Here is a 12,738-nt window from a genome sequence, read left to right as displayed (position 1 = left end):
CCGGGTCTGCGCCAGGGGGTACGCGTGGCATGATCCGGCCCGAACTAGGAACCCCGCGTATGCAGTACACGCACATGGCGAGATGGATTCTCGCGGCAGCGGCCCTTGCCGCCGTCACCCTTGCTTCCACCGCCTATGCGGGGATGCCGCCCGTGCCCACGCCGCAGTTCCGTAGCTACGGCCTGCACGAGGGCCTTCCCAGCAGCAAGGTGAACGCCGTGGCCCAGGATGCCCAGGGGTTTGTCTGGGTGGGCACGGCGTCAGGCCTTTCCCGTTTCGATGGCGTGGCCTTTACGACGCCCCCGCTCGGCCCGGACCAGACCCACCCGCTCCCTGCCATGTCGGTGACGGCGTTGCTGGTCGATACCAGCAGCCGCATCTGGATGGGCGGTCCCGAGCTTGGCCTCGCCCGATATGATCCCGCCACCGGGGGCTTCATCCACTGGCGCGATGGCCTGGTCGATGCCGATGTAAGGATCATCGCCGAGGCAAACGACGGATCGATCTGGCTGGGTACCGCCGACGGGCTCGATCACATCCGTGCCGACGGCAGCGATTTCGAACATCTCGCGCCCGGGCCCGGCGGCCTTTCGTCCACCTCGATCCATGCCTTGCGCGCCGATAGCGATGGGCGGCTGTGGATCGGGGGCGATGGGGGTATCGATGTGCTCGAGGCGGATGGCCGCACGCTGACCCGCGTGCCGGTGGAAGACGCCGACGACCTGCGAGTACTAGGCATCGACGTGCACGGCAGCGAGGTCACCGCGGCGACCTCGCGCGGCCTCTACCGGCGCGCCACCGATGGGACGTTTCGCCGCGATCGCCGTGTCCTGGCCATGCCGGTGTACGGCACGCTGGCCGATAGCCATGGCACGACGTGGATCGCAAGCCTGGATGGCCTGCTCATGCTGGACCGGCATGGCCGCGTGCACGCCGTGGCCGGCGCATGGACGGCCCAGGGCGGCCTGCCGGGACGATCGGTGCGCGGCATGATGGAAGACCGCGAGCACGGGTTGTGGTTCGCGCTCAATGATGGCGGGCTCGGCTACCTGGGGCCCAGTTGGGAAGACTTCACCCGCTTCGCCCATGTGGCGACCGACCCGCTCAGCTTGCCCGGGCGCACGGTGACCGCGGTCGCCGAGCACGGTGACGGGCGTTTGTGGGTGGGTGGTTTGCGAGGATGGGTGCGCTCGTTCGACCCGGCCACGGGCCGCACAGGCCGCGCGTTCGATATCGGTACCGCACGCATCCAGTCGCTGTTGGAAACACGTCGCGGCGATCTTCTCGTGGGTACGGTCGATGGCCTGACCCGCGTGCACGCCGGCCATGTTTCGCCATGGCTGCGTGCGGATATCACGCGCCCCGTCACCACCATGACCCAGGCGCCCGACGGTGCGGTATACGTCGCCGCGGTGGGCGAAGGCGTGTTCGCGTTGGACCCGATGTTGCGGCATGCCACGCCACTGGCCTTCGCGGAGGTTCGCCGTGGCGCATACGACACACGGCAGGTGGAAATCGTGGGCGGCGACCTTTGGCAGGCGAGCCTGGCTGGGCTTGCACGGCGCGATCGCTACGACGGCCGCATGCACTTCGTCGATGGCGTGGCATCCGGTCGCGTGAACGCGTTCGAACCCGATGACGATGGCTTCTGGCTGGTACGGCCTGGCCTGCTTGAGCACTACCTGTGGGACGGCGGGCGCGCCGTGCTGGATCGTTCGCTCGGTGGTGCGCAGGGGTTTCCTGGCGCAGACATCCTCAACATACGCCGTGATGCTACCGGCCGACTGTGGATGTACGGGCAGACGGGCGTGTGGCGGTTCGATCCGCGCGCCGGCACGTTCCGGCCGTTCGGCCTGGCCGATGGCCTGGCGAATGGCGAGTTCACGCACGCCACGACCGTGCGCCTTGCTGATGGCACCACCTATGGGGCCACGCTCGGTGGCCTGGTGGGCTTTCGTCCTGATCGTCAGCGTGATCATTCACGCAAGCCCGGCGTGGCTGTACTTGGCGCGAGCGTATTGCGTGGGGGCACGCGCACGATGCTCCCGCTTGGCGCAGGCGTGCTGCAGCTCGCCTGGGATGATCGCGAACTATCGGTGCGGGCACGCACACTCTCCTATGTGAATCCGGATCGCAACAAGGTCGATTTCATCCTCGGCCACGGTGGCACGAACACCGTATTGCGCACCGGCAAGGAGGGCGAGGGGCAGTTCACCACGCTGGCGCCGGGAACTTACCGGCTGGCGGTGGTGGGGCGCGGCCGGGATGGCGTGGATGGCGAACTCGCCACGGCTCTTGCCATCCACGTGCAGCCGCCACCCTGGCTGCGCTGGTGGGCATGGCTGGCTTACATAGCCATTGCCCTGGGCACTATCGCCGCTGTGGTCTACGCGGCGCGTACGCGCGTCGGCCAGGCCATGCGCGTGCAACTGGCCGAACAGCAACGCCGGCTCGCGGAAGAGGCGAACGCGGCGAAGACGGAGTTCATGGCAACGTTGGGCCATGAGATCCGTACGCCCATGACCGGTGTGCTCGGCATGGCCGAACTGATGGCGCGCACCCCGCTGGATGCTACGCAGCGCGCCTATCTGGAGGCAGTGCGCCGCTCAGGCGCCGTGCTGTTACGCCTGGTGAACGATGCGCTGGACCTCACGCGTATCGAGGCGCGTCGGCTCGTGCTTGAGCCCGAATGCGTATCGCCCAGGGCGATCGCCCAGGCGGCAATTGACCTGGCGTCGGCCGCGGCAAACGAGAAGGGCCTCGCCTTGTCGCTGCACGTGGACCCCGCCGTAGCGGTCGCCTTGCGCGCCGATCCGGTGCGCTTGCGCCAGGTCGTGCAGAACCTGGTGGGTAACGCGGTGAAGTTCACCGAGCGGGGCGGTGTCAGCGTGCACCTCGAACCACGAAGCCAGGGCATCGCCATCGTGGTGCGCGATACCGGCCCTGGCATGGATCGCGCCTTGCTGGGCCGCCTGTTCGAGCGCTTCGAACAAGGCGGGACGAAGCAACGCGCCGAGGGTTCCGGCCTTGGCCTCGCCATCTGCCACGAACTGTGTTTGCTGATGGGGGGTTCCATCAACGTTGAAAGTGTCCCTGGCGTGGGTACCGCGTTCACGGTGGTATTGCCGTTGCCCGCGTGCGCATGCCATGGCCGCGCGTGCGTGGCGCGTGCCGCGCACGTCGTGTCCGATGCCGTACGACGTGTGTTGCTGGTCGAAGATGATGGCGTCGTCGCCGACGTTATCGCGGCCCTGTTGCGCGAGCGCGGCCATGAGGTGCGAGTGGTCGGGGACGGTCTGCTGGCGCTGGCCGAGCTGGCCCGCGGTGCGTTCGACGTGATGCTGCTGGACCTGGACCTGCCCGTGATGGATGGTTTTCAGGTAGCGCGCATGGTGCGGCGGATGGATGGGGTGGGATCCATCCCGATCGTGGCCGTGACGGCACGTTCGGCCGGCGATGAAAGCGAGGCCGTGCGCGCCGCCGGCATGGATGCCCTGTTGCGCAAGCCGTTGACGGGCGAAGGCCTGGCTGCCGCGATGGACAGCGTCGCGGCGTAAGGTGGCTGGCTAGCCAAACCGCCTGAAGTACGCGAGCGCCCCTGCCACCAGCAAGGTGGTGGGTAGCAGGTTGGCCAGCAGCGGTGGCATGCCGTAGACCGTGCCGAAGTTCACCATGGCGCCCTGCAGGAAGTACCAGCCGATCGCGAGGATGATGCCGATAAACAGGCGCTTGCCAAAACCGCCCGAGCGCAGCGAACCGAATGCGAAAGGCATGGCGCAAAGCACCAGGATCAGCACGTTGAACGGGAAGATGACCCGGCCCCAGAACGCCACGGCATAGGCACCGGGGTTCTGTCCGTTCGATTCCAGGTAACGCATGTTCCGGCGCAGGTCGGACATGGAGAGGTATTCGGGGTGGATGATCGACTGCTCCAGCACGTGTGGGTTCAGTCGCGATTTCCAGGTTTGCGTGGGCGCGGTGAGGCTGTGGATGCCGGCATCGTCGCGCGTGGTGGTGCGCACGTTGGTCATGACCCACTGGTTGCCATCGTGGATGGCGCTGTCACCGTGGGAGAACTCCGCGACCTGGCCATCGGGCGTGAAGGTGAAGACGCGCACGTCCACCAGCTTCACCGTGGTGAGGTCGCCCTCCTGGGTGGCGATGGCGGACTTCGCGTTGATGATCTTGCCGGCGTCGCGTGCCCACAGGCCGCTGCTGGTCGAGCCCAGGTTGCTGGAGCGCATGCGCACCTGGATCGCCTGGGCGTGCTGGTCACCGTAGGGGGCGATGGTTTCGCCCATGATCACCACGAGCACCGTGATGAAGGCGACCACGCCCGCTGCCGACACCGCGATGCGCAGCTTGGACATGCCGGCGGCGCGCAGCGCGGTGAGCTCGCCGGTCGCGGCCAGGCCACCCAGGCCCAGCAGGCCGCCAATGAGCGCCGCATTGCTGAACATCTGGTACAGGCGCCGTGGCACCGTCAGCATGATGTACGCGATCGCGTCGTACAGCGAGAAGCCGTTCTTGCCGATGTTGCCCAGCTGGCGTACGAACTGCTGTAGCGAATCGAACCCGGCCAGCACCAGCCACACCAGTAGCAGCGTGCTGAGGACGCTCGCACCGATAAGGCGGTCGGCGCGCTTGATCGACAGGCTGGCCATTACGCGGCGTCCTTCACGCGGCGGGGCGCGTTCTGCTTCCAGAAGAACCATGCGGCCACGGCGAACACGATGATGTGCAGTACCCAGATCGGCACGGACGTGTGCAGGCGGCCCTTGATGATCTGGGTGCGGGCGATGAGCTGCCACACCACGTACAGGAAGTAGGAGAGTACCGCGACCAGCAGGCGGCCATAGCGCGCATCACGCGGTGCCTGCCGCGACATGGGCAGCACCATCATCATGAGTACCAGGGTAGACACCGGGGCGGCGAAGCGCGAGACCAGCTCGCCCAGTGCATCGGCCGTGCCGGCCTTGAACAGGTCCACCGTGGTCGATTCGTGCGCCGGATCGGTGTCGTCATCGTCGTCGCTGATGTTGGAGAGCGAGACGTCATTGCGCACGTATTTCATACGCCGCCAGTTGTCGCCACCCAGGGGAATCTCGAACTGCCAGCCGTCGTACAGGGCGAGGAAGCGGTCCTGGCCGTTGCTCTCCTGGTACATCTGGCCGTGCTTGGCGTTTACCACGCGGACCTGGGGGTTACCGTCGGAGTCGACGCGGTCGGTGGCCAGGAAGGTCTTGCCCAGCACGGTGCCATCGCGGCTCAGGGTATCGACGAAAATGATGCCGCCCTTGCCGGGGAGTTCGGTGAAGCGCCCGGCATCGAGGCCGGCGGCGATCACGGACTTGTTGGCGGCGGCGATGACCTGATCGGCCTTGCGCGCCGACCATGGGCCGGCCCAGAGGGAAAGGACACCCACCAGGATCGTGGCCAGCACGGCCAGCAGGGTGACCGGGCGCAGCATGCCGCGCGGGCCCATGCCCGAGGAGGCCAGCACGTGCATCTCGCTCTCGCGGTACATGCGGCCCAGGGCGATCAGGGTGCCCAGGAAGGCGGCCATGGGCAGCAGGGTGGAGAGCAGGTCCAGCATCTGCAGGCCCAGCACTTCAAACATGATGCTGGGCTGGATACTTCCGTTCGCGACCTTCTGCAGGACGCCCGCGAAAGCGCCGCCGGCGAAGATAACCAGCAGCACGATGGCGGTGGCCACGATGCCGGCGGCGAGTTCTCGCAGGAAGTAACGGTCGAGGATGCTGAGCATTTGGTAGAATTCGCGGTTGGTGCCGCGTCAATCCCGGCCGGCAAACCTTAAGTCTAGCTTGTCCGGGCTCCGGGCGGCTTTTGCAGGACGGTAAGTCATGACGGTTCAGTTCAGCCTTGGTTCCAACGCTCCCGAAGCCGCCGCCACCCCCGTGGCCGTGGTCGGTGTCTACGAGAACGGTGTCCTGACCAGCGCCGCGGCGCGGATCGATACCGCGGCCGGTGGCGCCATCAAGCGCCTGGTCGAGGCCGGCGATATTACCGGCAAGATCGGCAACATCGTTACCCTGCTGCACCCGGCGGGCGTTGCCGCGGCCCGCGTGCTGGTGGTGGGCCTGGGGGCCCAGAAGACCTTCGACAGCGCCCGCTACCAGCGGGTGAGCCTGGAAGCCGCCCGCGCCATCGGCCGCCTGCCGGTCACCGAGGCCGCCAGCTGGCTCACCGAGGTGGACGTGCCGGGCCGCGATGCCGCGTGGAAGCTCCGCGTGGCTGCCCTGGCCACGGATCATGCCGCTTACCGCTACACCGCCACCCTGAAGCCACGTGACAAGGCCCAGCCGGAGCTGGCCTCCGTCACCTTCGCCGGTCCGGCCGATGCCGAAGTCGGCCTGGAACAGGCCCGCGCCATCGCCGAGGGCGTCCGTTTCGCCCGCGAGCTGGGCAACCTGCCGCCGAACATCTGCAACCCTAACTACATCGCCGACCAGGCCCGCGCCTTCGCCGATGCCCATGATGGCGTCTCGTTCGAGGCCCTGGACCGCGCCGACATGGAGCGCGAGGGCATGGGCTCGCTGCTGGCCGTGGCCCGTGGCTCGGCCAACGAGCCGCGCCTGGTCATCCTGCAGTGGAACGGCGGCAAGGATGGCGAGCGTCCGTACGCTTTCGTGGGCAAGGGCATCACCTTCGATACCGGCGGCATCAGCATCAAGCCGGGCCCGGGCATGGAAGAGATGAAGTTCGACATGGGCGGCGCGGCCGGCGTGCTCGGTGCCTTCGTCTCCGCCGTGAAGATGAAGCTGCCGGTGAACCTGGTCTGCGTGGTCCCGGCCGTGGAAAACATGCCCGATGGCAACAGCTACCGCCCGGGCGATGTGCTCACCAGCCTGGCCGGTATCACCATCGAGGTGCTGAACACCGATGCCGAAGGCCGCCTCATCCTTTGCGACGCGCTCACCTACACGGGCAAGCGCTTCGATCCGCACACCATGATCGATGCCGCCACCCTGACCGGCGCCTGCGTCGTGGCCCTGGGCAAGCACGCCACCGGCCTCATGACCAAGGATGAATCGCTCTCGGCCGAGCTGCTCTCGGCGGGCGAGGATACCCTCGACCGCGCCTGGCGCCTGCCGCTGTGGGATGACTACCAGTCGCAGCTCGAGTCGGGCTTTGCCGATGTGGCCAACATCGGCGGCAAGTACGCCGGTGCCATCACGGCGGGCTGCTTCCTGGCACGTTTCACCGAGGGCCGCCGCTGGGCGCACCTGGATATCGCCGGTACGGCGTGGGAAGAGGGCCGCAAGGGCCTCGCCACCGGCCGCCCGGTGCCGCTCCTGGCGCAGTGGCTGCTCGATCGCGTCGCGGGCTGATCCTTACCCATGCCGCGCGCCGATTTCTACCTGATCGACAAGCCGCGTTTCCGCGAGGATCCCCTGCTGCTGGTCTGCGAGCTCGCCAAGCGCGCGTTCGCGGCCCAGCAGCCGACGCTGATCCTCACCCGCGATTTCGAGCAGGCGGAGGCGATCGATGAGTACTTGTGGGCATTCGACGAGGACGCCTTCATTCCCCACCAGCTGGCGGGGGATGACGATGACCAGAACACCGCGGTGCTTATCGTGCCGCCCGGCGTGGAAACCGCCGACCGGCCGATGGTGATCAACCTGCGTGATGTCTGCGCCCCAGGCCAGTTCGATCGCGTACTGGAGGTGGTCGCGGCGGATCCGGCGGAACGTGAGGGATCACGAGCGCGCTGGACGGAGTACAAGCGCGGCGGGTTCGAAGTGAACAAGCACGATATGTAAGAAAAAAAGCCCCGCTTCCGCGGGGCTTTTTTGTGTAGGAGCCGTCAACCGCCCAGCTTGCGGGCCTGCTCGCGCATTGCATCGGCCTGGCGGGTCCAGTCGGCGATACGCTGGCGCTCCTGCTCCACCACTTCCGCGGGCGCATTGGCCACGAAGTTGGCGTTGCCCAGCTTGCCCTCGCACTTGCGCACTTCGCCTTCGATACGAGCGATTTCCTTGGCGAGGCGGGTTTTCTCCGCGCTCACGTCGATCAGGCCCTCCAGCGGGATCAGTGCGCGCATGCCGCCGATCACCGCAGCGGCTGCCGCGGGTTCTTCGCCCTCGACCCACGCGGGGGTTTCCACACGGCCGAGGAACGCCACCTGCGCGGCGAACTTCGCGGCGCGGGTGCGATCGGCCGCATCGCCATCGGCGAGCAGCAGCGGGATGACCTTGCCCGGGGCGATGTTCATTTCCGCACGGATGCGGCGCACGCCGGTGAGCACGTCCTTCACCCATTCGATCTCCGCCGTGGCGGTGGCATCGCCGGTGATCTCCTCGGCCTCCGGGTACGGACGCAGCATGATCGTGTCGCCTTCGATGGCGAGCAGCGGGCGTACGTTCTGCCAGATTTCCTCGGTGACGAACGGGATCAGCGGATGCAGTGCGCGCAGGAGCGTCTCCAGCACGTGCACCAGCGTGTACCGCGTGGAGGCGATCGCCGTTTCATCGGTGCCATTGAGCGCCGGCTTGGAAAGTTCCAGGAACCAGTCACAGAACTCGTTCCAGGTGAATTCGTACAGCGCTTGCGAAGCGAGATCGAAGCGGTACAGCGCGAGTTGTTCCTTCACCGTGGCCAACGTTTCGCGCAGGCGGGTGAGGATCCAGCGTTCCGCTTCCGTGGACGGGGCCACCGTGGGCACCGGGCCCTCGCCGAGGTTCATCAGCACGAAGCGCGAGGCGTTCCACAGCTTGTTCACGAACGCCTTGTAACCGGCGGCGCGCTCCAGGTCGAACTTGATATCGCGGCCATGGGTGGCCAGCGAAGCGAAGGTGAAGCGCAGCGCATCGGCGCCGAAGGCGGGGATGCCTTCGGCGAATTCCTTGCGCGTGGCCTTTTCGATTTTCTCGGCCATCTTCGGCTGCATGAGGCCCTGCGTGCGCTTGGCCAGCAGGGCATCCAGCGTGATGCCGTCGATGATATCGAGCGGATCGAGCACGTTGCCCTTCGACTTCGACATCTTCTGGCCATCCTTGTCGCGGATGAGGCCTGTGAAATAGACATCCTTGAACGGCACTTCGCCGGTGAAGTGGTCGGTCATCATGATCATCCGGGCGACCCAGAAGAAGATGATGTCGAACCCGGTGACCAGCACGTTGGTTGGCAGGTAGCGGTCGAAGCCGCGCTCGGCCTGCGCCTGCGGGTCGGGCCAGCCCAGGGTGCTGTGGCTCCACAGCGCCGAGGAGAACCAGGTTTCCAGCACGTCGGCATCGCGGCGCAGCGCGCCTGTGTAGCCCTGCGCGGCGGCGAGCTTCGCGGCTTCCGCATCGTCGTGGGCCACGATGATCGAGCCATCGTCGGTGTACCACGCCGGGATCTGGTGGCCCCAGGTGAGCTGGCGGCTGATGCACCAATCCTGGATGTTGGTCATCCAGTGGCGGTAGGTGTTGATCCAGTTTTCCGGGACGAGCCTGACCTTGCCTTCCTCGACGATCTCGAGGCCGCGTGCCGCCAGCGTGTCCATCTTCACGAACCACTGCCAGGTGAGGTACGGCTCGATGACCTGGCCGGTACGGTCGCCACGTGGCACCTGCAGCTTGTGCTTCTTGGTCTCGACCAGCAGTTCCTGCGCTTCGAGGTCGGCAAGCACGGCCTTGCGCGCGACGTAGCGATCCATGCCGCGGTACTTCTCCGGCGCGGCATCGTTGATCGCGGCCTCATCGGTGAGGATATTGATCATCGGCAGGTCGTGGCGCTGGCCGATGGCGTAGTCGTTGAAATCGTGCGCCGGGGTGATCTTCACGCAGCCGGTGCCGAAATCTTTCTCGACGTATTCATCGGCGATGATCGGGATCTGCCGATCCGAGAGCGGCAGGGCCAGCATGCGGCCGATGAGATGCGCGTAGCGCTCGTCTTCCGGGTGCACGGCCACGGCGACGTCGCCCAGCATGGTTTCCGGGCGGGTGGTGGCCACGATCAGTTCGCCCGAGCCATCGGCCAGCGGGTAGCGGATCGACCACATCGAGCCGTCTTCTTCCTCGCTCACTACTTCAAGATCCGAGACGGCCGTCTTCAGCACCGGATCCCAGTTGACCAGCTTCTGGCCACGGTAGATCAGGCCTTCCTGGTGCAGGCGGAAGAAGGTTTCGACCACGGCTTTCGACGGGCCGGGATCCATGGTGAAGACTTCGCGGCTCCAGTCGCCTGACACGCCCATGCGGCGCATCTGCCGGCCGATCGTACCGCCCGATTCCTTCTTCCATTCCCACACGCGGGCAATGAAGGATTCGCGGTCGAAATCCGAGCGCTGCTTGCCTTCGGCGTTGAGCTGGCGGGTGACCACCATCTCGGTCGCGATGCCGGCGTGGTCGGTGCCCAGCTGCCACAGCGTGTCGTAGCCGCGCATGCGGTGGTAGCGCACCAGCGTATCCATGATCGTGTGCTGGAACGCATGGCCCATGTGCAGCGTGCCCGTGACGTTGGGCGGCGGCAGCATGATCGTATAGGGCGTGCCCTTGCCGGATGGCTTGAAGTAGCCATGGGCTTCCCACTGGGCGTACCACTTCGATTCGATCAGGCTGGGCTCGAAACTCTTGTCCATGCGTAGGTTCCCGGCGCGGGCCGTGTAGGCGCGCGGATTGACAGGCGAAAAGACCCTCATTGTAGGCGATACTGGCCCGATGACTGAACACGAAGTGGCCGCGATCCTTGGCGCGGAGGGCCCGTTCGCCCGTGAAGTACCGGGTTTCGCACCGCGCGAAGCCCAGCAGCACATGGCCGCCGCCGTCGCGCAGGCCATCGATGAGCGCGATGTGCTGATCGCGGAAGCGGGTACGGGCACCGGCAAAACCTTCGCATACCTCGTCCCGGCCCTGGAGTCGGGGCGCAAGGTCATCGTGTCCACCGGGACCAAGGCCCTGCAGGATCAGCTTTTCTTCCGCGATCTGCCGCGGGTTCACCATGTGCTCGGCAGCCGGGCCAAGGTAAGCCTGCTCAAGGGCCGGGCCAACTACCTGTGCCTGTACCGCCTGGACCAGGCCGTACGCGAGGGCAACCCGGACCGCCAGCTGGCGACGCAGCTTTCGGCCATTCGCGCCTGGTCGGCCCGCACGCGTCGGGGTGATCGTATGGAAATGGCTGATATTCCTGAGGATTCGCCGGTCTGGCCGCGGGTCACCTCCACCCCGGAGAACTGCCTGGGCAGCGAATGCCGGTTTTTTGAGGATTGCCATGTCGTGAAGGCCCGCCGCGAGGCGATGGAGGCCGACCTGATCGTGGTGAACCACCACCTGCTGATGGCCGACCTGGCGTTGAAACAGGAAGGTTTTGGCGAAATCCTGCCCGGCGCGGACGCCTTCATCCTGGATGAGGCCCACCAGATCCCTGAGCTGGCTGGCCAGTTCTTCTCGCAGAGCGTGGGCTCACGCCAGCTGTTGGATCTGGGCCAGGATGCCCTGGCCGAGGCGCAGGGCGTGACCGGCGCCACCAGCCAGCTGCTGGAACCCGTGGAGGCGGTGCAGGACCTGGTGAAGCGCCTGCGCCTGGCCATGGAATCCCTGCCGGCCAGGGGCTCGTTCGGCGCCCTGGAACGCGATACCGCGGCGCATGACCTCATGGGCGAACTGCGCGATGTGGTCGCCGCCATGGCCGACCTGCTGGCGGGCCTGGGCGAACGCTCGCGGGGGCTGGCCAACGTGCATGAACGGGCGCAGATGCTCAGCCTGCGCCTCGATCGCATTGCCGAGGAACATTCGGCGGCCGATGTGCGCTGGTATGAAACCTGGCCGCGCGGCTTCGCGTTGCACGCCACGCCACTGGACCTGGCCTCACCGCTGCGGGCCATGCGCATGTCCACCGATGCCGCGTGGATCCACACCTCCGCCACGCTTTCCATCGCCGGCGATTTCCAGCACTTCGCGCGCCAGCTTGGCCTGGAGGATCCGCGCACGCTGCACGTGGAAAGCCCGTTCGATTACGGGCGCCAGGCCCTGGCATACCTTCCGAAGGATCTGCCCGATCCGGCCGCGCGCGATTTCACCGACAAGGTGATCGCGGCGATCAAGCCGGTGCTGGAGGCCTCCGATGGCCGTGCGTTCCTGCTGTTCACTTCGCACCGCGCGTTGCGCCGTGCGGCGGAACTGCTGGAAGGGCGGGTGTCATGGCCGCTGTTCGTGCAGGGCACGGCACCTCGGCATCGCTTGCTTGAGGAATTCCGCCTGAGCGGGCGTGGTGTGCTGTTGGGTGCCGCCAGTTTCTGGGAAGGCGTGGACGTGGCCGGCGATGCGCTGAGCGTTGTGGTGATCGACAAGCTGCCGTTCGCCATGCCCGATGATCCGGTGCTGCAGGCGCGCCTGGAAGCACTCGAAGAATCCGGTATCAACCCGTTCATGGGCTGGCAGGTGCCCACCGCGGTCATCGCGCTGAAGCAGGGCGCCGGCCGCCTCATTCGTGATGTGCATGATCGCGGCGTACTGGTGCTGTGCGATCCGCGCCTTACCACCAAGGGTTACGGGCGCCTGTTCCTCGCCAGCCTGCCGCCCATGCCGCGCACGCGCGAGCTGGGCGATGTGCAGGCCTTTTTCAAGCCAAACCTGTAGGAGCGGGGGGGGGGGGGGGGGGGGGGGGGGGGGGGGGGGCGTGGGGGGCGCGCGCCCCCCCCCCCCCCCCCCCCCCCCCCCCACACAGCGACCCAGAGGCCGCCTGGGGGGGGGCTGGTGGGGGGTGGGGGGCCGCGCGCCCGGCGGCTGGTCACCA

The 12,738-nt window shown here is 66.8% G+C and carries 7 protein-coding genes; 4 read left to right on the top strand and 3 right to left on the bottom strand.

All coding sequences use genetic code 11. From position 1 onward, the window contains the following. The first annotated feature begins 59 nt into the window (after positions 1-59). The gene (locus ABIE56_RS14380) at positions 60-3,557 is read left to right on the top strand and encodes a two-component regulator propeller domain-containing protein (protein ID WP_429244469.1); all 3,498 of its coding nucleotides are present in this window, start codon (positions 60-62) and stop codon (positions 3,555-3,557) included. Between the two features lie 9 nt (positions 3,558-3,566). Here the strand turns inward: ABIE56_RS14380 and lptG are convergent, their stop codons facing one another. After that, positions 3,567-4,664: an LPS export ABC transporter permease LptG gene (gene lptG, locus ABIE56_RS14375; RefSeq protein ID WP_429244468.1), complete on the bottom strand. Its 1,098-nt coding sequence runs from the start codon at positions 4,662-4,664 to the stop codon at positions 3,567-3,569. Next, a complete protein-coding gene (gene lptF, locus ABIE56_RS14370; RefSeq protein ID WP_429244467.1) occupies positions 4,664-5,767 on the bottom strand; it encodes an LPS export ABC transporter permease LptF in 1,104 nt (367 codons plus the stop codon). The genes lptG and lptF overlap by 1 nt, the downstream gene beginning before the upstream one ends. Before the next feature lie 97 nt (positions 5,768-5,864). Here lptF and ABIE56_RS14365 point away from each other — a divergent pair, with 97 nt between their 5' ends. Continuing rightward, on the top strand, positions 5,865-7,352 hold the full coding sequence (locus ABIE56_RS14365) for a leucyl aminopeptidase (protein ID WP_429244466.1): 1,488 nt from the start codon (positions 5,865-5,867) through the stop codon (positions 7,350-7,352). A 9-nt stretch (positions 7,353-7,361) separates the two neighbouring features. After that, the gene (locus ABIE56_RS14360) at positions 7,362-7,784 is read left to right on the top strand and encodes a DNA polymerase III subunit chi (protein WP_247429042.1); all 423 of its coding nucleotides are present in this window, start codon (positions 7,362-7,364) and stop codon (positions 7,782-7,784) included. 44 nt (positions 7,785-7,828) lie between these two features. Here the strand turns inward: ABIE56_RS14360 and ABIE56_RS14355 are convergent, their stop codons facing one another. Continuing rightward, positions 7,829-10,585 (bottom strand): valine--tRNA ligase, encoded by a 2,757-nt coding sequence (locus ABIE56_RS14355; RefSeq protein WP_429244465.1) that lies wholly within the window; start codon positions 10,583-10,585, stop codon positions 7,829-7,831. A gap of 79 nt (positions 10,586-10,664) precedes the next feature. On the opposite strand from ABIE56_RS14355, the gene ABIE56_RS14350 reads away from it, so the two are divergent. Continuing rightward, complete coding sequence (locus tag ABIE56_RS14350; RefSeq protein ID WP_429244464.1) at positions 10,665-12,581, top strand: ATP-dependent DNA helicase; 1,917 nt, start codon at positions 10,665-10,667, stop codon at positions 12,579-12,581. Positions 12,582-12,738 lie beyond the last annotated feature (157 nt).

This window comes from Luteibacter sp. 621, assembly GCF_050435445.1.
Lineage (GTDB): Bacteria > Pseudomonadota > Gammaproteobacteria > Xanthomonadales > Rhodanobacteraceae > Luteibacter.
This window is presented reverse-complemented; position numbering and strand designations above follow the sequence as displayed.